16 protein-coding genes and 1 pseudogene are annotated in these 23,216 nt (G+C 53.0%); 2 read left to right on the top strand and 15 right to left on the bottom strand.

Going from position 1 to position 23,216, the window contains the following annotated elements; genetic code table 11:
- Positions 1-7: 7 nt before the first annotated feature.
- The 7 genes from JW953_23460 to JW953_23430 all read right to left on the bottom strand — a co-directional run bounded on the left by JW953_23460 (position 8) and on the right by JW953_23430 (position 11,302).
- Entirely contained in the window at positions 8-3,589 is a 3,582-nt protein-coding gene (locus JW953_23460; protein ID MBN1995665.1) for a glutamine synthetase adenylyltransferase, read from the bottom strand.
- A 332-nt stretch (positions 3,590-3,921) separates the two neighbouring features.
- The gene (glnA, locus tag JW953_23455) at positions 3,922-5,334 is read right to left on the bottom strand and encodes a type I glutamate--ammonia ligase (protein MBN1995664.1); all 1,413 of its coding nucleotides are present in this window, start codon (positions 5,332-5,334) and stop codon (positions 3,922-3,924) included.
- 208 nt (positions 5,335-5,542) lie between these two features.
- Positions 5,543-6,502 (bottom strand): hypothetical protein, encoded by a 960-nt coding sequence (locus tag JW953_23450; GenBank protein ID MBN1995663.1) that lies wholly within the window; start codon positions 6,500-6,502, stop codon positions 5,543-5,545.
- Positions 6,503-6,521: 19 nt separating this feature from the next.
- Positions 6,522-7,925 (bottom strand): ammonium transporter, encoded by a 1,404-nt coding sequence (locus tag JW953_23445; GenBank protein ID MBN1995662.1) that lies wholly within the window; start codon positions 7,923-7,925, stop codon positions 6,522-6,524.
- Positions 7,926-8,256: 331 nt separating this feature from the next.
- Positions 8,257-8,862, bottom strand: a complete 606-nt coding sequence (locus JW953_23440) for a response regulator (protein MBN1995661.1) — start codon at positions 8,860-8,862, stop codon at positions 8,257-8,259.
- Entirely contained in the window at positions 8,852-10,075 is a 1,224-nt protein-coding gene (locus tag JW953_23435; protein ID MBN1995660.1) for a phosphoglycerate kinase, read from the bottom strand. Before JW953_23435 ends, JW953_23440 begins: the two co-directional genes overlap by 11 nt.
- Positions 10,076-10,111: 36 nt before the next feature.
- Positions 10,112-11,302 carry a hypothetical protein gene (locus tag JW953_23430; protein ID MBN1995659.1) on the bottom strand — a complete coding sequence of 397 codons (1,191 nt, stop codon included), beginning with the start codon at positions 11,300-11,302 and terminating at the stop codon, positions 10,112-10,114.
- 307 nt (positions 11,303-11,609) lie between these two features.
- On the opposite strand from JW953_23430, the gene JW953_23425 reads away from it, so the two are divergent.
- On the top strand, positions 11,610-12,128 hold the full coding sequence (locus JW953_23425; protein MBN1995658.1) for a hypothetical protein: 519 nt from the start codon (positions 11,610-11,612) through the stop codon (positions 12,126-12,128).
- A gap of 24 nt (positions 12,129-12,152) precedes the next feature.
- Here JW953_23425 and JW953_23420 read toward each other — a convergent pair whose 3' ends face one another.
- Positions 12,153-12,812: an endonuclease III gene (locus tag JW953_23420; GenBank protein ID MBN1995657.1), complete on the bottom strand. Its 660-nt coding sequence runs from the start codon at positions 12,810-12,812 to the stop codon at positions 12,153-12,155.
- Positions 12,813-13,003: 191 nt separating this feature from the next.
- Between JW953_23420 and murJ the strand changes: the two genes are divergently transcribed.
- Positions 13,004-14,602, top strand: a complete 1,599-nt coding sequence (gene murJ / locus JW953_23415; protein MBN1995656.1) for a murein biosynthesis integral membrane protein MurJ — start codon at positions 13,004-13,006, stop codon at positions 14,600-14,602.
- A gap of 72 nt (positions 14,603-14,674) precedes the next feature.
- On the opposite strand, the gene JW953_23410 is transcribed toward murJ, so the two are convergent.
- The 7 genes and pseudogenes from JW953_23410 to JW953_23380 all read right to left on the bottom strand — a co-directional run bounded on the left by JW953_23410 (position 14,675) and on the right by JW953_23380 (position 22,624).
- Positions 14,675-15,988 (bottom strand): polymer-forming cytoskeletal protein, encoded by a 1,314-nt coding sequence (locus tag JW953_23410; protein ID MBN1995655.1) that lies wholly within the window; start codon positions 15,986-15,988, stop codon positions 14,675-14,677.
- 174 nt (positions 15,989-16,162) lie between these two features.
- Positions 16,163-16,741: a zf-HC2 domain-containing protein gene (locus JW953_23405; protein MBN1995654.1), complete on the bottom strand. Its 579-nt coding sequence runs from the start codon at positions 16,739-16,741 to the stop codon at positions 16,163-16,165.
- Between the two features lie 91 nt (positions 16,742-16,832).
- On the bottom strand, positions 16,833-17,456 hold the full coding sequence (locus JW953_23400; GenBank protein MBN1995653.1) for a sigma-70 family RNA polymerase sigma factor: 624 nt from the start codon (positions 17,454-17,456) through the stop codon (positions 16,833-16,835).
- Between the two features lie 294 nt (positions 17,457-17,750).
- The gene (gene rny, locus JW953_23395; GenBank protein MBN1995652.1) at positions 17,751-19,280 is read right to left on the bottom strand and encodes a ribonuclease Y; all 1,530 of its coding nucleotides are present in this window, start codon (positions 19,278-19,280) and stop codon (positions 17,751-17,753) included.
- A gap of 83 nt (positions 19,281-19,363) precedes the next feature.
- Positions 19,364-19,993, bottom strand: a complete 630-nt coding sequence (locus tag JW953_23390; GenBank protein MBN1995651.1) for a RecX family transcriptional regulator — start codon at positions 19,991-19,993, stop codon at positions 19,364-19,366.
- A gap of 762 nt (positions 19,994-20,755) precedes the next feature.
- Entirely contained in the window at positions 20,756-21,847 is a 1,092-nt protein-coding gene (gene recA / locus JW953_23385) for a recombinase RecA (protein ID MBN1995650.1), read from the bottom strand.
- A gap of 579 nt (positions 21,848-22,426) precedes the next feature.
- Positions 22,427-22,624, bottom strand: a pseudogene (locus tag JW953_23380) (ABC transporter permease subunit).
- Positions 22,625-23,216: the final 592 nt, after the last annotated feature.

The raw sequence follows: 23,216 nt of genomic DNA, 5'->3' as shown, positions 1-23,216 counted from the left end.
TGATCCCTTAACTCAACACCCGCTGGCTGATTTCTTGCACGCAGATAAGATGGCGGTTTAAGTCGGCTTGCAATTGGTTGAGGTTGCGTTCGTAGTGTAAGCGGCGGGCCAGAAAGGCGAACTCTTCACTGCCGGGCGGTGGAACGGTTAAATCTTTGGCGTTGCCGCGCACCATGCGTAAGGCATTGATCAACCGGCGTAAAAAGATGTGGGCTTCACGAAGAGGCACATAATCGTCAGGCGAGAGGATTTTTGTTTCGGCCAGCATTTGCATAGCCTCCCCAATGTTGGTTAGTCGCAGGCGAGGGTCTTGGTGCCCGTAAGTGATTTGTAAGCCTTGCACCAGATATTCCAGGTCTACCAGGCCGCCGGGACTGAATTTGGCGTTAATAGTGCCTGCTGTCACCAGATGCCTGAGCTGGCGCTCGCGCATGGCGCGCATAGCCGCCACGTCAAACGGCTGGCCGGTGTAGATAAATTTGTTACGTAGTTCAACAATCTGTTGGCCCAGTTTTTCGTCGCCGGCAATGGGCCGTAATTTAACCAGGGCCTGTTTTTCGTAGGGCCAGGCGTCGCCGTTGGGGCCGAAGTACCGGCGAAACGACTCAAGGGATACCGCCATGCTGCCGGCCTGGCCATAAGGCCGCAAGCGCAGGTCCAGTTCAAAGATGCCTTCCTGCCGGGCTTGAATGGTTTGATTGACCTGTTGGACCAACTTGTCGAAAAATTCGGCAGTGGTGATCACATTGGGGCCGGTGGTTTGGCCGTTACCGGCAAAAATAAACAGCAGTTCAATGTCCGAGGCAAAGCCCAATTCGCGCCCGCCGCATTTGCCCAGGGCGCAAACGCTCATAGGGCAGGGCCGGCCATTTTCCAGCCGGGGCAGGCCAAACGTGGCCCGGAGTTCGGCCAGGCAGAGGTGATAGGCGGCTTCTACAATCACTTCGGCCAGGTCGGTCAATTCACCTGAAAATTGGCCAAACTCAGAAATGTGTCCCTGGATGTGGCGCATATCCACGCGGAACATTTCGCGGTCTTTGAAGGCGTTGAGCGCCTCGCGCTGGGCAGCGCCGGTTTGCAGGAGCGCGGCCAATTCCGACCGCAATTCGTCTTTTGACTTGCCAGTGGCCAGCGCGTCTACATCCCGCACCACCGGGAACAGGTTGGCGTATTGCATCCGCAAAAAGTCTTTCCACAGGAAATCACTTACCCCCAGCAGGCGGGCCAGGGTGTTGAGCACCTGGGGCTGTTCCAGCGAGGCAATTGCATCCGGCCAATTGGGGCGGGTAAATAACTGCCCCAACAGTTCCCGAAAGTGAAGCAGGGCCTGTTCCGGGTTGGGCGAGTTGGGCAGCAGGTGGGTGAAGTGCCGGATTAACACAATGGCCACGCGCAACTCTCGTTGTTTTTCGGGGGAAGTGATTTTTCGGCGCTGCGCATCAGTAACGTAAAGGGTGTCCCGCACGTGCTGGCCCACCGAGCTGACGATCATCCGCCGGATATTGACGCCGTTGAGGGCCAGGGCATTGGTGAACTCAAACAGGAAGCCGATGGTATCGGTGGAAACAATGTGCAAAATGGTGTGCCGTTCGGAAGATTCGTTATCAAACTCAATGTCAACCGGGTACAGCGTAGAGATGGCCCCGGGGATGTCTCGTAAGGCAACCGCCACGCGTTTGGCCAATTGGCCCTGGGCCTCACGTTGTTTGCCTGCGTGCAGCAGGCGGATCAGGGCGTTCAGGTCGGTGGTATATTGTTGCCAGTAGAGTTCATCAACATGGTCAACCACCGGCTGCACGGTGAAAACGTCAACAATTTTTTGGCGGGAGACGGCGTATAACATGGACGATAGTTGGCGACACCGGGAGCGGGAAGGGCGTTGGGGCACAGGCACATAGCCGGGGTCGGCGGCTCGCCCGTAGCTAAAGATGTGGCCGTCAACAATGTTAAAACCGTGCACAAATAGCAGGCCGCAAATCAGGGAGAGCTCGCCCAGGTAATCGTAGCCCACAATGGTCACCTGCCAAAGTCCATTCTCCAGGGGTTTGGCTTCCACTTTTGCCAGATTGTCCTCGTTGAGTTGTTCGGCCAGGGTTGCATGGTGCTCGATGTCGGCGTCGCTGAAGGTGGTGACGTAGGCGGGCGGCATTCGCACCAGGTGGGGCAACAATAAATCTGATGAGGTAACGGAGCGCGTTTTGTTTGTGACGGGCTGTTTGCCCAGGTATTGTTGGTAAACCACGCGGATAACGGCGCTGTGTTGCTGGTAGCGGGCAATCAGATTGTCGCCTGCCTCTCGGCCCTGGAAACCGAGCCGTCGGGCCAGTTGGGTGATGGCTTCCGGGTCGCCGGGCAGGCTGTGGGTTTGGCGGTAGTGTTTGAGTTGCAAATGGTGTTCAACCGTGCGCAAAAAGATATAGCCGTCGGTGAGCACCCGGTATTCATGAGCAGAGAGGAAGTGGGCGGCAAACAGGCGGGCCAAGGCCTCGAGGGTGTTGGGGCTGCGCACTTCGGGCTGTTCGTCGCCATGCACCAGTTGCAGGTATTGGGTTACAAATTCAATGTCGCGGATAGACCCCTGGCCCAGTTTGACCTCGCCCCAGGCGCGGCCTTGCTGTTGCAGTCGTTCTTCGATGCGCTGTTTGAGCGCGTTCACCTCGGCCTTGACGGTTTCGTCGTCGGCGGCAAAGATGAAAGGTTGGGCCTGGCACAGAAAGTCCCGGCCCAATTCCTGGTTGTCGGCAATAACCCGCGCTTTGAGCAAGGCCTGTTTTTCCCACAGGCGGGCGTTCTTTTGTAAATAACTTACATAGCCGTTAACCGATGACACCAGGTTGCCCACATTTCCCCAGGGCCGCAGCCGCATGTCCACCCGATACAAAAAGCCTTCCGGCGTAATGCGGGCCAGGGCGTCAATTAGGTTTTGGCCCAGGCGCCGGTAAGCCGCCGGGTCTGAGCGGCATAAAAACAACAGGTCAATATCGGAACTATAGTTGAGTTCCTGCCCGCCCAATTTGCCCATGGCCAGCACCACAAAATCATCCGGCTTTACATTGGACTGCCGGGCGGCCAGGGTTAAACAAACGCGCACCAGGCTGTCGGCCAGGCCGGAGAGTTGGCCGGTGACGGTGGTCAGGTCAAAGGAGTCCAGCAGGTCGCAGACCCCGATGCGCAGCAGTTCCCACCGCTGGAACCGGCGTAGAGCATCCAGCAGAGCGGCGGGGTCGGACGGATCTTCGCTGGAAAGCAGGATCAGGGGGCGGATAGCTTCGCGGGCGGCGGCGTCAAATTGGGCCGCGCTCTTAACGTGGGCCAGTTGCTGGTGCGCCGACAGGCGGGTGAAATATTCCGGGCTGCGCAAGAGGATTTCGGTGAGAAATTGGCTGCCCGCAAATAATTTTACCAAAATTTCAACGGAGCGGGGGTTGTTGGCAAAGTGGTTGAACAGAGCGGACTGGTCGGCCACGTTGTAGGCAAAGCGGCCCAGGTTGACCAGCACATTATCAGGATTGGCCGCTTCCGACAAGGCCAGCAGCAACGGCGTTAAACTATCGGCCAGGGCCTGCCGGGCCGGCTCGTTTTTGGCCATTTTTTGCAAGCGGCGATACGCTTCCGGGGGGTCGGCAAACCCAACCGGCCCCAATAGCCGCCAAACGTCGTCGTCGCTGAGCGGCGTTTGGCTTAAAATATCACGGGCGTAGGCGGAGATAGTGGTGTTCATGGTTAGAGGTATTATAGTGAAAAGGAAAAAGGAGGCCAAGCGCAGGCTGCTCAATACCGCGTTTTTTGTTTAGGCGCTGCGCGTTACGCAATAACGCCATACGCCTTGAAAAAATACCTCGGTAAGATTACGCATTATGGGTTAAGGGTAACAAAGAGGCGGCAGAATAACCTGCCGCCTCTTCTGGGTGGGGCGAACCTTTAGATGTCGAAATACAGGGTGAACTCGTGAGGATGCGGGCGCAGCCGGACGGGGTCCACTTCGGCTTCCCGCTTGTAGGTGATGTAGGCTTCCAGAATATCCGGGGTAAATACATCGCCTTGCAGCAGGAATTCGTGGTCTGCTTCCAGTGCGTCAAGAACATCGGCTAATGAACCGGGCGTGTTCATTACTTTAATCGCTTCCTCAGGGGGCAGGTCGTACAGGTCTTTATCAATCGGTTCGCCGGGGTCAATTTGCTTCTGGACCCCGTCCAGACCGGCCATGAGTAGGGCGGCAAAACAAAGATACGGGTTACAACTGGGATCCGGGGCGCGGAATTCAACCCGCTTGGCCTTGGGGCTGCCGGAGTACATAGGGATGCGGCAAATGGCCGAACGGTTGCGCTGCGAATAAACCAGGTTGATAGGCGCTTCGTAGCCGGGCACCAGGCGTTTGTAAGAGTTGGTGGTGGGCGCAGCCAGGGCCAGCAGGGCCGGCGCGTGTTTCAACAGACCGCCAATGTAGTAACGGGCAATGTCGGAGAGACCGGCGTAACCCGACTCGTCGTACATCACGGTGTCGCCGCCTTTCCATAAGCTCTGGTGAGTGTGCATACCGCTGCCGTTATCGCCAAAGAGGGGCTTGGGCATAAAGGTGGCCGTAAGGCCGTTTTGGCGGGCCACACTCTTGATGATATATTTGTAAATCATGATGCTGTCGGAGATTTTGGTGAGCGTGTCGAACTTCAGGTCAATTTCGGCCTGGCCGGCGGTGCCTACCTCGTGGTGATGCAATTCCACATTAACCCCCACCGCTTCCAGGGCCAGCACCATTTTGCTGCGGATATCTTGCTGGGTGTCGGTGGGCGGGGCCGGGAAGTAGCCGCGTTTGGGCGGAATTTGCGCGCCCAGGCCGGGCTTGTCGCTGTTCCACCAGCCCTCTTTGCTGTCAATCTCATAGAAAGACGAGTTTGTGCCGCCGCCGTAGCGAACCGTGTCGAACAAGAAGAACTCGGCTTCCGGGCCAAAGTAGGCTGTGTCGGCGATGCCCGTTTTTTTCAGGTAGGCTTCGGCTTTTTTAGCCACGTAGCGGGGGTCGCGGCTGTAGGGTTGGCGGGTGACGGGGTCGTACACGTCGCACATAATTACCAGGGTGGGCACCTCAAAAATGGGGTCCACAAAGGCGGTGGTGGGGTCCGGGATCAAGATCATGTCAGATTCCTGAATTTCCTGGAAGCCGCGCACCGAAGAGCCGTCGAAGCCAAGCCCTTCGTCAAACAGGTCTTCGTTTACCAGGCGGGTTGACATGCTAAAGTGCTGCCAGGTGCCCGGCAGGTCGGTGAACCGGAAGTCCACCATTTTAATATTGTGCTCTTTGATAAGCGCCATTACATCTTTTACTGTTTCTGCCATTTTTTAAGTCTCCTTTAGGTTAAGAATTTTTCTATAGCGTAAAACGCCCGAAAGCAGATTGATTTTTTTTTGACAACTTTACCCTCGTTGTCAAACCCCGCCTGATAACTGAAGCGCCGGTTATGAGGCAGAGTTTGGGAACGAGTTATTTGGATGTTTTTTTGGGGCCGGCAGTTCTTTACAAACTGCCGGCCCGGACAATGTTTTGTTACTGAACGTTCACCGCGGCGGTGTTGCTGATAAGCCCCCGGCGAACCAGGTCTGTGGCGGCGTGATGGCGTAGATCGTTAATATCCCGGCCGATATAGAGGCTGTAGCGATCTTCGTCTTCCCGATGTTCGGCGGCAATCACGGCTTTGCCGTTACGGTAAATTTCAAACGCCGCGCCGGCAAAGACCAATTTTTCCGGCTGCAATTTGAGCGTGCTTTTGACGCGTTCCCAGTAGTCGGGTAACAGACGGTCGGGGCGCAGGTCGTAATTGTTTTTCAAACGTTTATCGGCAATAAGGGCCTGGGCCACCTGGGTGCGCAAAAGTAGGGCTTCGTAACCGCCGGCCAGGTCAATTTCGCGCTTGCCGCTGGCCGCGTAGGTGTAAATGCTGCCCCGGTCGTCGGCCAAAAAGACCGGCGCCCAGAACTCGTTTTCATCTTCGCTCTGCGGGCGTTTTTTGAGGTAGAGGATGGGGCGAACCAGAGCCAGCGAGTTCATGTTGACGCCCCGTACCCGCAATTTTTCGCTCATGCCCGGCGTACCGATAAGGCCCATCGCATTGAGATATTCGGCCAAGTATTCGCGCACTTTGGCCAATTCAACGTGTCTAAAAACCGGGCCGCCGGGCGTGGTGGCAAATACCTCATCGCCAACCGTATACACCGGGTACATCTGGCGCGAACGCCGGGCGATGAAGATGTAGGTTGGCAGGCGGGCCATATTGACCAGGCCGCGGATAAGCCGCTCGGTCACCGGCACAATTTGCTCCGGCGCATCGGCTGAAACCTGGAAACCGCACACCTCAACATTGTAGCCGGGTCGGCCATTGCCGGACCGGTAAACCGGGATGTGGAAGATGGTGTCAAGGTCAATGGTTATGGTTGAGGTTTCCACGTTGACGTAGTAGGGCACGTCTCCCTGATCATGCTTTACGTTCTGCTCCAATGAAATTTTCATGGGGCCTTCTCCTTGTTAACTAACTGGCCGATTCAACAACGGGCATCACCACGCGCTCGCCGGGCGAGGCATTGACCACGCTGGTGCCAAACTCGGGGTAGCTGATGGTGCCGTGTTCGGTGATGTCCAAACCTTCTAGTTCTTCCTGCGGCGTAACCCGGATGCCAATGATCACGTCGGTGGCCTTAAAAACAACAAAGGCGGTGGTAAAGGCCCACAGACTCACCGAGAGCGAACCAATAAACTGGATGCTCAGTTGGCTAAAGCCGCCGCCGTAGAACAACCCGGCCGCATCGCCCATTGCGGTCAGGCCGCCGGCTGCCGGAACGGCAAACAAACCCACCGCCAGCGTGCCCCACACCCCGTTGAGGGCATGCACGCTCACCGCGCCTACCGGGTCGTCCACTCTCAACACACGTTCAATGAAGAGCAGGCCAAACACCAGCACGCCGCCGGCCACCAGGCCGATGATCAAGGCCCCGGTGGGCGATACGCTGGCGCAGCCGGCGGTAATGGCCACCAGGCCAGCCAGGGTGCCGTTGAGGGCCATTTCGGTGGAAGGCTCGCCGGCGCGGACCCAGTTGATCACCATGGCCGACACCGCGCCCGCTGCCGCCGCCATATTGGTGGTAACGGCAATGTAGCCAATGCCGGGGTTCATACCGCTGAGCGTGCTGCCGGGGTTAAAACCAAACCAGCCGAACCAAAGGATGAACACCCCCAATGCGGCCAGGGTTAAGCTGTGGCCGGGGATAACGTTGCTGCTGCCATCTTTGTTGAACTTGCCAATGCGCGGGCCAAGAATAACGGCTCCGGCCAGGGCCGCCCAACCGCCTACGCTGTGCACAATGGTGGAACCGGCAAAGTCAATAAAGCCCAATTCGGCCAGCCAGCCGCCGCCCCACAGCCAGTGGCCGGAGATGGGGTAAACCAGGCCCACTATAATGATGCTGTACACCAGGTAGGCCGAGAATTTCAAACGTTCGGCCACCGCGCCGGAAACAATGGTGGCGGCTGTTCCGGCAAACACCAACTGGAACAGGAAAAAAGCCCAGTTGTAGGCGCTGTCGGGGCCAAAGTTGAGCTTGCTTAAAAAGAAGTTATCGGTGCCAATAAAGCCGCTGGCCGAAGCGCCAAACATCAGGCCATAGCCAAGCACAAAAAACAGCAGCGTTCCAACCGAAAAGTCCATCAGGTTCTTCATTAACAGGTTGGCCGCGTTTTTGGCGCGGCTGAAGCCGCTTTCCACCATGGCAAAGCCAGCCTGCATGAAGAACACCAGAAAAGCGGCTACCAACAACCAGATCACGTCAATCATCTGGCTTGCAGTGGTGGCTCCGTCTTGAGCATAAGCTACCCCGCCAAGGGTCAGGGTGAGCAATAAAGCGATGGGCAAAGCCCGGGTAAATAATTTGCGTTTCATGATGTTCCTCCAAAGTTATTTTTATAGTATTTGTCGAGTTTATTGAATGGATAGGTTAACTTTGCAGGCGTCGTGGCCTGGAAAACAAAAAGCCCTCAGCACGAGTTGGTTATCGTTGCCGAGGGCTTCGCGGCCGCTCAAAAATTGTTATTCAATTTGATGGGGGTTAATCTACCATACTTTTACTGGGTTGTCAACCCCTTTTTAAGTTTTTTAAGGTTAAGGCTTTGTTCATAAATAACGCCGCATCGGATGCGCTTGCACTTTGTGCTTGTTATTTACCAACAAAGCTGATGCCAAACGAAGTTTGGACGTTGTTTTTGAACAACTTCTAAGCGAATTTTTGCCCCACGGCAATCACCGCCTCGGCCACTTGGCGCATAGGGCAGCGTTTTTCGCGGGCGGTCATTTGCAGGCGTTTGTAGGATTCAGCTTCGGACAGACCGGCGGTAATGAGAATACGCTTGGCTGCCTCGATCAATTCGCGGGACGCCAACTGGTCGCGGAGCAGATAGGCTTCTTGGGCCACTTTCCGCATTTCCGCAAAGCGGGTCAGGGCCAGATCAATCATCGGCCCCAATTTAGCCTCGTGGATGGGTTTGACCAGATAGCCCATCACCGCTGCATTGGCCGCCCGTTCAATCATGGTCTGTTCGGTGTAGGCGGTTAGCATAATGATGGGCAGGGGGTTTTCGGCGGCCAGGATTTCAGCCACGGTCAAGCCGTCTTTGCCCGGCATCTTGATGTCCAGCAGCAACAGATCGGGTTCTAACGTTTTAACCTGGGCCAGCGCATCGTCACCGTTGACGGCGGTGCCGACGACCATATAGCCCAAACCGGCCACCATGGTCTTTAACCCCATCCGAATGACCGCTTCATCGTCGGCAATGAGAACCTTTAATTTTTTCTTTTGACCAGGGTTTTGCTTATTTGTCATCCAGCGCCGCTACTCCCGGTAGGGTTTTGCCTTCCAAAAATTCCAGGCTGGCCCCGCCGCCGGTGGAGATGTGGCTAATCTTATCGGCCAGGCCGGATTGTTCTACTGCGGCGGCGCTGTCGCCACCGCCAACAATGGTGGTGGCCCCGCTTAACTGCGAAAGGGCTTTGGCCACGGCAAAAGTGCCTTCGGCAAAGCGCGGAAACTCAAATACGCCCATGGGGCCGTTCCACACAACGGTTTTGGCCGGGGCCAGCCGGTTAGAGAAGTGGGCAATGGTGGCTGGGCCAATATCCAGAATTTTCCAGTCGTTGGGCACTTCGTCAACCGGCGTCACTTTAGATTCGGCGTCGGCTTTAAATTCGGCAGCCACAACACAATCTACCGGCAACACCAGTTTGTCGGCGTGCTCGGCTAAAAGCTTTTTGGCGGTTTCCACAGCTTCCTCTTCTACCAGCGAAGTGCCCACGTTGTGCCCTTGAGCCACAAAAAAGGTATTGGCCATACCCCCCCCAATGAGCAGGGAGTCAACTTGAGACAGCAGATTTTCAATTACGGCAATCTTATCGGAAATTTTGGCTCCACCCATAATGGCCAAAAAGGGCGGAGTGGGATTGGCCAACGCGCCGCCCAGGTAGGCCAGTTCCTTTTCCATCAAAAAACCGGCCACAGCCGGGCGCAGAAAATCGGTGATGCCGGCGGTGGAAGAGTGAGCGCGATGAGCCGTACCAAAGGCGTCATTCACATACACGTCGCCGAGTTTGGCCAGCGAGGCGCGAAAGGTCTTGACCTTTTCCGGGTCGGCTTTGAGGCTAGAGCCATCTTCCTGCTTGGCCTTGCCTTCTTCTTCAAGATGAAAACGGAGATTTTCCAGCAGAATAACTTGACCCGCTTCAAGTTGAGCGCAGGCAGACTCTACGGCGTCGCCGACGCAGTCGTTCAGAAGTTTTACCGGACGGTCCAGCAGTTCTTGCAGTTTGACGGCCACGGGTTTGAGGCTGTACTTGGCCACCCGCTGGCCGTTGGGTCGTCCCAGGTGACTCATCAGCACCACGCTGGCTCCGTTGTCTAACAGGTAGTTGATGGTGGGCAGGGCGGCCCGGATGCGGCGGTCGTCGCTGACCTGTCCATCTTGCAACGGCACGTTAAAGTCCACCCGCACTAAAACGCGCTTATCTTTAACCTCAATATCTTTGATTGTTTTTTTATTCATTGGTTTTTCCTCTCAGATTAAAAATTTCAAATAATATTACTCTACCGGCACCGGGGCAAAAACAGGGTTGCCTTGCCCGGATAGAATTAACTCAATGTGGCTAAGATTTTCTAAATCGGCGTTGTAAAGATATTGCACTTCAAGTGTGTGCTTTTGCTTATCACTATCTATCAAATTAAAGCCGCTGCTGGTTACAACTAAATTACGCTCAGGAATGCTCAAATTCAATTGTGTTTGGAGAAGGGCCAAAAACGGCTCCAGATTTGTTTCCTCAAAAAGGTGGCCAGGTAATTGGCGCAAAACCAGATGTACTGCGGCGCTGCGCGGAGAGACCTCAGGCCTTTGCGTCACTTGCAGCGGGACGATTTCAAAATCAACCTGTTCGCCCTGGTAATTCAGCCGAGCCGGCAGCGTGATCTGCACTTGCGCGGTGGCGGTGGCCGAGGCAATTGTGGAAAGGTCAATCACCGGCGTAGGGGCGCTAATAGGGGGCACATTACCGATTTCACTGATTTCCCAAACAAATTCCTGCGCCGGTTGGCTGTCGTCCGGTTCGTAAATGAATAATTCCGACTTGATGATGGCCCCGGTATTATCGTCTATCCACAGGGTTCCCCTTACATCTAGGGGGGAATTGCCTGTTTTTTGGTCAATCTCCTCAATCGTATCGGCTACAACATAACGGGTGACAGGCCGGTTTAGGTAAATTTCACTGTCTCTTGCCTCTGGCCTTGTTTGATCCAGTAGTTGCACCAGGGTCTCCGCCGGATGCAAATTGCCCAGCAAAGCTATGCTAATTTGTTGGGTTCTGGTAAATGGAAATGTCTTCAACTCCAGCCAGCTGGCGTATTGAGGTTCAAATATGTAGGTATTACCGCCAACAAGATAAATTTCATTTTGTAGGCCGTTGTTTTCTTGGATCAAGAGGTGGGCATTCCCGCTGGCATCGTACTCACTGGTAATGGTCTGTTTAATTCGGTTTCCCAGCTTGTCGCGGACGAGGTGATGATTTTCCAGACGATAACCGGGCAAAGTTTCTATTTTTTGGTAGGCAGCAGTAATATTCAATTGGTTTTTGGGGCCAACCGTTGTTGCGGCCAGAGGGGTTTTTTGCGTTTGCCGGTTGAATTCTTGCAACCGGTCCAATGGCCCGCAGGCCAAAATGGTTAGGGTCAATAGGACGGCGTTGATAAATGTTTGTTTTGGTTTAGGTGAGAGCGGACTCATAATTTTATCAACTCTAATCAGATGCAACGTTCAGCAGTCCGCTGTTCGTTTTTGTTGATGATTTGGCTCTAACTGTTTGTCTGGATTTCACATTTTACTCTGACCGATAGGAAAGCACAAAAACACAATGTAGGGTCTGCCCCAATTTTTAGGCCATAGCGTAGGGACAAGGACATTGTCCTGTCCTTACCGCCAAAATTTAGGGGCGTACCTCACAACGTAGGTGTCTGTTTCAACTGGCGGGGGGCAATCTTGAGATTATGTCAAAAAAGCGTTATACTAGATATATAACTTCAGGAGGTTATTTATGGATACCGGCGGTGGACTTAGTTTACAAATTGCTCAGATAAACGCCAAAATTGTTTTGGAGAAGTTTTTGGTGGAAGCCAAAATGAAAATTGTGGGCAATTTGGATAATACCCTTAATGATGAAAGATATAATTATATTACCATAACCGATGGGATAGCTATGCCCTGGCACCAGAGCAATCCCCTGAAGCCAATAAAGTACACCGAAAGCGTGTTGAAAATTGAAGAGCTGGTATTGGTTTATCCCATGCAGGCAGAAGCTCAAGCCGCCATTCAACGGATGCCGCGTTCTGAGCCGGCCATTATCTATGCCGGCGACTTTGCCATCCACGGCAATATCTCTATGGGCGGGGATATGACGTTGTCCACGGTGTTGGATGCGGTAAATAAAAGATTTTTGACGCTGACCGAGGCGTCCATTTTCCCTATGACTCAGGCCAGCACCGCGATACCGGAAGAGATGCCGCTTGTTTTACTGAATAGGTCAAAGATATATCAACTCCATGGAATTGGGTAACATTATCTACTGACCCTCCCCCTGCTAACGACGACGCTCCACCCCCACCTGATCGCAGAATGGTTTGACCGCACAATGGCTGCACCAGGGCGAAATGGGCGTGCAAAGATTTTGCCCCATACCAACCAGCAGGCCGTTATATTCAAGCCAATATTCGGGCGGCAATTTATCTCGCAGGGCAAATTCTGTTTCTTCCGGCGTTTTGGTTTGGATGTAACCCCACCGGTTAGAAATGCGGTGAACGTGGGTGTCAACACAGATGCCCGGTTTATTGAACCCCGCGGTAAGCACCAGATTGGCCGTTTTGCGACCTACCCCCGGCAATTTCAGCAACTCATCCAAATCGTCAGGCACGTGGCCGTTGTACCGGTCAAGGAGCATTTGCGAAACGGCGATGATGCTTTTAGCCTTGTTGCGATAAAACCCCACCGGATAGATGATCTCCGCAATCTCTTCAGGTGATTGGCGAACCATATCATCTGGATTATCGGCCACGGCAAAAAGCTTTGGCGCTATTTGCGCCGTGAGGGTATCTTTGGTGCGCAGGCTAAGGATGGTGGCGATGAGAATCTGGTAGGGCGTCCGTTTCTCCTGCCGGCCCATACTTTCTACCATTGGCAAGGCCCAAACTTTGGCACTTTCTCGCAAGATGGAAATGATTTGGTGAATATCTTGATCTTTCATCAGCCCTTATTTTGCTTTCTTTATGCATCATCATATTTCCTGCAAGTACGGATTAGCCACAATGGAGGAAAGTATAGCTTAAAGCGGAAAGTAGGGCGAATCCAATAATTTACCCAAATTGACACGAATAGAAAAAAAAGGTACAGTGCGGGGAATTTGTTACTTGGTGTTTATTGGCGAACGCTTCTTTTATGAACCAGGCCGAAACAACCCAAACCACAACTCATATCAGGCGCATTGCCCGGGCGGCCACGCTGGTGATGGCGCTGTTTATTGTCAGCCGGCTGTTGGGACTGTTGCGGGAGATGGTCATTGCCCGCCAGTTTGGCCTCAGCGCCGAGATGGACGCTTACCTGGCTGCTTTTCGTTTGCCTGATTTTCTGTTTTACGTGGTGGCCGGCGGAGCCTTAGGCTCTGCCTTTATTCCCGTATTTACCGGCTATCTGACCCGCCAGGATTTGACCGGCGCGTGGCGTTTGGCGTCGGCTGTGATTAATTGGGTGATGCTTATTTTATCAGGCCTGGCCGCCGCCGCCGCAATTTTTGCGCCCTGGTTGGTCCGGGCCTTTTTTGGCGATTTTACCCCGGCCCAACAACTGCTGACCATTGAATTGATGCGCTGGATGCTCATCTCTACGGTTATTTTTGGAATCAGCGGCGTGGTGATGGGTATTTTGAACGCGCACCAGCATTTTTTTCTGCCGGCCCTGGCCCCGGTTATTTATAACGGGGCCATTATTATGGGCGCGTGGCTTTGGGGGCCTACCTGGGGGGTGCGGGGTTTAACGGCGGGCGTAGTGCTGGGGGCCGTGGGCCACCTGTTCATCCAGGTGCCGGGCCTGGTGCGGCAACAGATGCGTTACCGGCCCGTATTGGCCTGGCGCGAGGCCGGTTTGCGCGAGGTGGGGCGGCTGATGGCCCCGCGGGTGTTGGGCCTGGCCGCAGTGCAAATAAACTTTGTGGTCAACGTGGTGCTGGCCTCCGGCCTGGCTGAGGGCAGTTTGACCGCGCTCAATTACGGCTGGATCATTATGCTGCTGCCGCAGGGCATTATAGCCCAGTCGGTGGCCACGGCCCTTTTCCCCACCCTGGCGGCGCTGGCGGCCCGGGGAGAACAGGACGAGTTGCGCCGCGTATTTGGCATAACCTTACGTAATTTGCTTTTTCTAACCTTGCCCGCCTCGGTGGGCCTGATCATTTTGCGCGAACCAATTGTGCGCTTATTGTTGCAGGGGGGAAAATTTGATGCCGCCTCAACCGCAACCACAGCCTGGGCTTTGGGCTTTTTTGCCCTGGGCCTGGTAGGCCATGCCGTAGTGGAAATAGTGACGCGAGCCTTTTATGCTCTCAAAAATACCAAAACCCCGGTAGCCGTAGCCGTGGTGGCAATGGCGCTTAATATTGGCTTAAGTTTAACGTTGTTGAGACTTTTTGCCTGGTTGGCGTGGCCGCTCCACGGCGGCTTGGCTCTGGCCAATTCCATTGCCGTGACATTGGAAATGGCGGCCTTGTTGATTTTACTGCGCCCTTTGATGGGCGGGTTGGCTAAAACCGCTCTGTGGCCCTCTGTGGCCAAGATGAGTTTAGCTGCGGCAGGCATGGCCCTGGTGCTGTTGGTTTTGCTGCCTGTTTTGCCTGCAACCGGCAAGTGGCTGGGTGGGATCATTGGTATTCTGGTTGGTGGTTTGGTTTACGTAGGGCTGGCCTACCTGCTCCGGGTGCAAGAGCTAGAGATAATCCGGCGGCAAGTGACCCGGCGAATGGGCCAGAGAGTGGGGCTGAAAAATTAAAAGCGATACCGGCGGCGCTATGGTGCCGCCGGTATCGCCCGGCATTGTTCTTGATTGGGCCCGGCCTGCGGTCTATTTATCCGCATCGGGGTCGGGGTTGTTGCCGGTGGGTTCATCCGGTTCCGGCGATTCCTCGCCGGTTGGTTTTTTCCGGGGGCTTCGTTTTTTCTTGGGTTTTTCTTCTTCACCGGCTTCATCCAGGGCGGCTCTGATCTTGGCCCGCAGTTCGGCATCAGAGGCGCTGTTTACGTCCAGGTCTGAAAAATCTTCGTCAGAGAAGTCGGCCTTTGTCCAGGCGCCGGGCCTGGGCCGGGGAACAGGCGCCGGGCCGCGGGGGGTGGGGTATGAGGCAGCGTAATAAGGCCGGGCGCCAAAGCGGGTCAGGATAACCGCGCCTAAACTGGTCAGGGTAATAATCATGCCCGCCAGCCAGCCCAGAAAACCTAAAATCCAACCGATGCAGGGTATCTGGCCGATAATGGGCATATTGGCCACAATGGTGAGGATCATCACGCCGACCACGGTGGAGAGCACAAAGTTAGGGGCCGGATTTCCGGCGGCTACCAGTAAACGTTCTCCCAGAATTTGACCGGCCACAAGCCAACCTAGCAGGATCGCAACCCCCAGCAGAACCGCCGCAATGAGGGGCACAAAGGCCAGGCAAATGGTCAATACCAGCAGCATGCTGGCCATCACAATAAGGGTGGTCAACAAGCCAACGCCAAAACTCACTACCGGCGTGTCTACAATAACATCGCTTACAGTTTTCATCTGTTGGGGCATAAAGGTGGCCACTAACCAACCTACCACGCCCAATACAATCAGTAAAGTAATGTTCCCCACAATGTCGCTGACCAAGTTTTCAAAAAAGCCAAAGGCTTTATCTGGCCAGGTGTGAGTCCTGACAGGCGGTTCGGGAGCTTCCGGTATGTCGGGAATGGGAGGGATAGGCGGGATCGGCGGGATAGGAGCGGAAAAACCCTCTTCGCCGTTGAGTCTTCCGCCTATTCTTTCGATTTTGCCCTCTATCCGGGCACCTTCAGCCACCGAGGCATTGCCGCCGATAAGGCCAATATCTCCTTCAACTATAGCGGTATCGCCCAGATTGATGTTGCCGCCAAGCATGCCAATATCACCTTTAATGGTGCCATCTACGTTGGCGTTGCCGCCAAATACAACCATGTCGCCGTCAACGACACTCTCTGGACGTAACGTCACGTTGCCGCCAAATACAACTACATCGCCGTTAATCTCTTCCCCGGCCTCTAAGGTGAGATTCCCCCCAAACACAACCCGCCCGTCCTCGGGGCCTTGGGCCAAAGCAGGGGGCGCAAAGATGAGAAAAAGAATTAAGATTAAAGGTAAGACTAAAAGTTTTTGTTTCATGGTTTACTCCTTCTTAAAGATAATGTTTCCGGCCAGGGTTTGATTTATGGATGTTGATGGGTGGTGATGGGGTATGGCGTGGTGCGGGGCTAAAAAGCATCCGCAATACGCCGTACGCCACAACCTCTTTGCCCGATCCAGCGTAACTAAAGTATGTTTTGAAGTTTATTTTGATCAAACTAGCAACAGGTTGCCTGTAACCGGCGCCCGGCGATAGAGCAGTTGCATTACCCGGAACCAGGTGGCGGTTAAGAGCATGGTAACAATAACATAACCCCAGAAAAGAGGTTGGCTCATGGCCAGCAAGGCCACTTTGAAAAACAGGCCGCCCAGGTTAATAAAAGCACGAATCTGGTTGACCACGCCGCCTAACTCACCCAGAAAGTAATAAAGTGTTTGCACGTTAAGCATGGTGGCCCTGGCGCCAATCAGAATTGCACCCCCGGCAATAGCGCCAATCACGGCAAAAGCAAGCGTACCCAGGAAGAGTACGGTCAGGCCCAACCACATCTGGTTTCGCCTGTCGTTCTGGCGGGCCAGCCGCGCCTCAAAGCGGGCGCTAAAACCCGGTTGGGGTCCCTTCATCACGGTTGACGCCTGATGCAGAAACTGGTCAATCCCCTGCAAAGCCTGGCAAATGCGCTCACAGGCGGGACATTCGGCCAGGTGGGTTTGCAGTTCGGCGCTTTCGGCGGGGCTGAGTTCATTGTCTAACCACAGTGAAATTTGTTCAATATATTTTTCGTGCGTCATTGGCTCACTCCTTTGTGAGATAAGTTAGTGATTTTGGCAATACCCGTTTGGGGTAAGTGACAACTTTTGTTTCTCAATTTCTTACTCCTCATCACTGATTTGAGGTTTCTGATTCCTTGATCATCATCTGCCTGGCCCTAAAGAGCCGGCTTTTAATGGCGCTGACGGTTGTTTCAAGGGTTTCGGCTATTTCTTCGTAAGATAAATCATGCCAGTAGTACAAGATAATCGCTGCCCGGTGTTCGGAGGGCAGGTTGTCCAGCAACGAGCGCAGCGTCTCGTGGGTTTCGCCGATCAGCACAGCATCTTCCGGCTCCGGCTCCGAAGTTGGCAGCCAGCGCCAGGGCGGCAGGTCGTCCCAGGAAATCATTTGGTAGCGCCGCCGCCTGAGCTGGTCTATGCAATAGTGCGAGGCAATAGACAAAAGCCAGGAGGAGAATTTGCGGTTGTGGTTGTAGGTTTCAAGCCGGGTATAGACTCGTAGAAATGTCTCTTGGGCGGCGTCTTCTGCCTGCGCAGCATCACCGAGCATACGATAGCATAAGTTAAACACGGGCCGCTGGTAAGCGTCTACAATGTGCATAAAAGCGGCGCTGTCGCCGTTTTGCGCGGCCAAAGCCCAGGCTTTTTCCTGGGTTTGGTTTTCCGGCGCATCTTGTTTTTCTATTGCCTGTTCCGCTGTTCTGGAAACCGGGGGGCTAACAGGCGTGGTCATAATAAATTTTTGGCCTAGGGTTATTTGCATAGTGCAGTTAGAGTTCCTTTATCTGTCTGCATCATGCTATACGGATTATAATGACAAAAGTTTCAGGAGAAAATAAGAGGCGGGGGTTAAGGCAAATTGTTTGGCTACCTCACCAAATGAATGGCGAATGAGAGCAGCCAGCAATTGAACATCTTCAGGGGTTGCGTTTCTGATAAGGGCCGCGGCATAGAACTGGTATTGTTTTGGGGTCAAGGAGCGATTCAAGGCGCTCCTTGACCCCCGCCTTAGCTGCGATATTTTGCTTTATTTGGCATAATCTATGGCCCGGGTTTCCCGGACCACGGTCACTTTAATTTGGCCCGGATATTCCAGGCTTTCTTCCACCTGGCGGGCAATCTCTTTAGACATTTTGATGGCTTCGTAGTCGTCCACTTCCTCGGGCCTGACAATAATGCGAATTTCCCGGCCTGCTTGAATAGCAAATGATTCTTCCACACCCTTGAAAGAGTTGGCCACCTCTTCCAGGGCCTTGATGCGTTTGACGTAATTCTCCAAACTTTCCCGGCGAGCGCCTGGCCGCGCCCCGGAAATGGCGTCGGCCACTTCCACAATCACCGCCTCTAGCGATTCCTGCTCTACTTCATGGTGGTGCGAAGCAATGCAATTGATCACCTTTTCGTTTACGCCATAACGTTTAGCAATATCGGCCCCAATAATGGCGTGCGGGCCTTCAACTTCATGGTCAACGGCCTTGCCAATATCGTGCAGCAGGGCGCCCTCCCGGCAAATCTCTATCTCCGCGCCCAGTTCATTGGCAATAATCACGGCCAGGCGAGAAGCTTCAACCGCGTGGGCGTGCTGATTTTGACCATAGCTGGTGCGGTATTTCAAACGACCCAACAGTTTGATCAACTCCGGGTGTAACCGATGCACCCCCGCCTCGTAGGCCGCTCGTTCCCCTTCCTCTTGAATAATTTGATTAACTTCCTCGCGCACTTTTTTAACCAGCTTTTCAATACGGGCCGGATGGATGCGGCCATCGGTGATCAGGCGGCTCATGGCCAGGCGGGCCACTTCACGCCGCACCGGGTCAAAGCCGGTCAAGATGATGGCTTCCGGGGTGTCATCCACAATCACGTCAATGCCGGTGGCGTTTTCAAAAGCGCGGATATTACGACCCTGGCGGCCAATAATGCGGCCTTTCATATCGTCGCTGGGCAGCGGCACCGACGACACCGTGGTTTCCGATACCTGGTCCGAAGCAATGCGCTGCATGGCCAGGGCAATGATTTTGCGGGCTTTACGGTCGGCCTCTTCTTTTACGTCGGCCTCTACCTGGCGCAGCACCCGGGCCATATCTTGTCTGGCCTCGGTTTCTATTGCTTGCAGAAGCATCTCTTTGGCCTCGTCCCGGCTCATGGTGGAGATGCGTTCCAGTTCGGCCAGTCTTTCTTCATTGAGTTGTTCTATTTCATTGGCTCGTTTGTCAATTTGACTCTGGCGCTTGTTGAGGTTGCGCTCTCTTTTGTCAATATTTTCAAAACGTCTATCCAGATTTTCCTGACGCTTTTGCAGCCTTTCTTCAATTCGATCAAGTTCCTGCCGTTTGCGGTTGATTTCCTTTTCAGTTTCACCCCGTACCCGAATGGCTTCCTCTTTGGAGCGAATCTCTAATTCTTTACTTTGCGCTTCGGCCTGGGCAATAATTCCTTTGGCCAATACATCGGCCGATTCCACTGTTTGTTTGCTCACCCGCCGATAGTATAAATAGCCAAGAGCAACGCCCCCCACCAAAGCCACAATAGCCACAATAACATATCCTACAATATTCATACGCTTCTTTCCTCTCTTCGTTTTTTAATGTCGCCGCTCTAACGTCCCAAGTGGACCTTAGAGTCACCAAAAATGCGTCCCGGCTACTCCCCAATATTCAACAAGGACCGGGCGCGGTCGAAAACCTGACGAGCCGTTTGGTAACTAAAACCACGCCTGCTCAAAAAGCTGATTACCTTTTTCTGTAAATCCGGTTCAGGCAAATTTTGCCAGCGTTGAAGTTTACCGGCCACGGCCAGCCAGGCCAATTCATCTTCATCTACATCGGCCAAAACGGTTTGGATGATTTCGTCGGAAATACCTTTTTGTTTTAACTCGTAGCGCAAGGCCTGTCGCCCGCGCGGCCGAAATTGTTCTCTATTTTCCAACCAAAAACGGGCAAACGCCTCGTCATCAAGATATTGCCGCTCAACCAGGCGGCTCACGGTTTCCTCAATCACTTCAGGGGCATAGCCTTTGTCGCGCAAATAATCGGCCACCTCTGTTTGACTCCGCGCTCGATACCCTAAAAAGCGTATCGCTTTATCGTAAGCCTTGCTGCGCTGGTCCTCCTGTTTGAGTTTTTCTATATCGGTGTCGCTTAAATATTGACCTTTACGCAAGGTGGCGGCCACCAGCATGGTCACGCCCAGGGCGAATTGGCCGTCCACAAATACATTGACCCGTTCTTGATTTCGCTGTTGTACCTGTAAGGCCGTGATGATACCGGCCATGTACACCCCCTGAAAAAAAACAAAAGCTATGACGAAAATCGTCACAGCTTTTAAGATTCAGCAAGGCTATTGAATTACCCGGCCCCGCGCCCTACCCATTACGTTTTGACCGCCTGACTACCGCCCGGCCATTTTAGATTTTAAAGGCAAACAAAACAATCGTTTGCCTCAAAAACTTACCTTTGTCTGCAAGAAAGCAAGTCAGGCAAAACTCAATTCACGTTCAGGGCAAGTATTGAAAAAATTTACTTCATTCACAACCAAGCCTCACGTTAACCGCTGCTCAAGCCCAACTTCAAGGGAGAGCGCCGAAACTACCAACCTCAAAATAATCGTATATACCCAATGCTACAACAACGACCAGGGGCCGTTTTATGCGCCGTTTGCCATTTGGGTACGGCATAGTTATTTTGTGTATGATCAAAAATCACTTTGAGACAATCTTGATAAACAATCATATCCACGTTGGCAGCTACGCTTTTGCCTCCCCCGGTAAATTTGTTTTAAACGTTCCCTTTAGAGAGAGTTTGATTTTATCGGTGAAAATTTTCAACGACTACATCATCACGAGTTTGGTTAACGACTACAGTTGCCTATTATGAAGCGAATCAGGTTTCAATAGCTGCTACACTCACATCGAATCGCAGTGACGGCCTTAGATTCGATGTTTGCGGCAAATCATTAAAAGCTGTAACGGGCTCATGATGAACCCTATAATTTTGGCGGGGCCATAAATAAAATGAAATGCCCCTATAATACCAATTAATCCTGCTCTTCTGTTTCTGCCGACGCGTCATAGAGCGCCTTTTTTGAGGCCGGTTGGGTTTGGCTTGAGCCGTAATCAACTGTGGCCGGGTCTCTGAGCGGCAGTTCAAACTTTTCTCTGATCTTGTTTTCAATTTCCAGGGTCAACTCGGGATTTTCTTGCATAAACTTTTTGGCGTTTTCGCGGCCCTGGGCCAGCCGGGTTTCACCGTAAGAGAAAAAGGCGCCCCGTTTGTCAACAATCTCTTCGGCCACAGCCAGGTCCAGGATGTCGCCTACTTTAGAGATGCCCTCATTATACATTATATCAAATTCGGCCACTTTGAAGGGCGGGGCCACTTTATTCTTTTTAACCGTTACCCTGGTGCGATTGCCCACCACGTCGCCGCCATCCTTGATGGCCTGAATCCGGCGAATATCCAACCGCACCGAAGCATAAAAACGCAGGGCCATCCCGCCGGTGGTGGTTTCGGGGTTGCCAAACATAACCCCAATCTTTTGGCGAAGTTGGTTGGTGAAAACAACGGAGGTATTGCTGGTTTTGATGGCGCCTGTTAACTTACGCAGCGCCTGGCTCATCAAACGGGCCTGCAAACCCATGTGGGAATCGCCCATCTCACCTTCAATCTCAGCCCGGGGCACCAAGGCCGCCACCGAATCAACCACCACCACGGTTAAAACCCCGGAGCGCACCAACGCTTCGGTGATTTCCAGGGCCTGCTCGCCCGTATCGGGTTGAGATACGTACAACTCGTTAATCTGCACCCCGCATTTTTGGGCATAAATGGGGTCTAAAGCGTGTTCTACATCTACAAAAGCGGCAATACCCCCTGTTTTTTGGGCTTCGGCAATGATGTGCTGGCAGAGGGTGGTTTTACCGGAACTCTCCGGGCCGTAAATTTCGATGACCCGGCCTTTGGGCACCCCGCCCACGCCCAGGGCAATATCCAGGGACAGCGAGCCGGTGGGGATGGAGGCCACTTGCAAATGTTGCGCCTCGCCCAATTTCATAATAGCGCCCTCGCCAAACCGTTTTTTTAGGTTGGCCAGGGCCGTTTCCAGGGCTTTCGTCTGTCCGTTGTCTGCCATAAAGATTACGTCTCCCGAGTTGGGATAAAACTTAAAGCCAGTGAAGCTAGTTTACATCAACATAAGAGAAATTGCAATTAATTGACAAAAAATTTTCGTTCAGAATCAGTAGAGCCAAATTCTTAAGTGGAAATGTCGTTCTTTTGACTGCGCTCAAAACAATTTAAGGAGCGTAACAACGCAGAAACTCCTCTTTAATTGGCCCGAAGGAGATTCTTTGCTGCGTTCAGGGTAACAAAATTGGACCCGCTGAGACTATTGACAGGAGCAAGATGATGCAATCCTGGTGATTGACCCTCTTTAACTTATGGTAATATGAGCATTAAATAGCCTATGGCTTCGACTCTTCTATGCGTCTACTCCGAATCCTTACGTTACAGTTTAATAACCGACCGTGAATCGTTGACGAGTGTGTGTCGGGTTTTCCAACTCATCCAACATGGCTACGGCATAATCTTCCACCGAAATCTGGCTTTGACCATTGGCGCCTGTCAGCAGTTGGTCGGTGCCGAGTCAAAATTGTCCGATACGTTCGCCTGGCGCAAAAAACTATGTTGGCCCGTATTTGTCTTTCTAAGGTCATTCATAGCGTATACGGGGGTCAAGCCAACCGTAAATAACATCCACAGCCAGATTGGCCCCAACCAGCAATATGGCGTAAATCAGCGTTACCCCAGTAATAATGGTGTAATCACGATTGCCAATACTCGTCACAAAATGTCTACCCATGCCCGGAATAACAAAGATTTGTTCGACTACGAAGGTGCCCGTCACCACATATCCGCCATTGTTACTGAAAAAGTAACGGTTTCAAACTAATCTTGGTATAATTCGTTTAAAAACCCGGTTTCGACCAGCTCAACCGGCGTTTTTGAAACCCAAATGTGTGTGTCCTACTATTCTGACAATGTTTTACCCGTGATTTAACGAAAGCACCCAACGCCTGCCAAGCAGCGGCTGCACGAATAACCGATGCTACCAGGAGGTACTACACAAACTACTCCGCCGATAAAAGACTATTTCGCCGGCACAATCTCACCAATTCTGCCCACTCCAGGGTACTTCTTCCCCGCGAGAGGCGAGCAGTATTGTCACATGTCGCCGATATGTTCACCACTGGACCTGGTAAAGTATAGGCCGGTCAGTGAACCAATATCTCCAAAAACAAAACAGCAGCCACAAATAAATTGCGACTGCTGCAATTAAACAATGATGCCAACTATCCTGTGGCAGTAGTACATTTCGCCTTCTCCCTGAACAGATATTCAATTGTATGAGGATTCAGGGAAAACTGCAAAATGTGTAATGGTCAACAACATTTTGCACACAAGTGGAGGAAGTTTTTACCGCCGAGACGCGGAGGACACAG

It is taken from the genome of Anaerolineae bacterium (assembly GCA_016931895.1).
Lineage (GTDB): Bacteria > Chloroflexota > Anaerolineae > 4572-78 > J111 > JAFGNV01.
The sequence above is the reverse complement of the archived record's forward strand: the minus strand, read 5'-3'. Positions and strand labels throughout refer to the sequence as shown.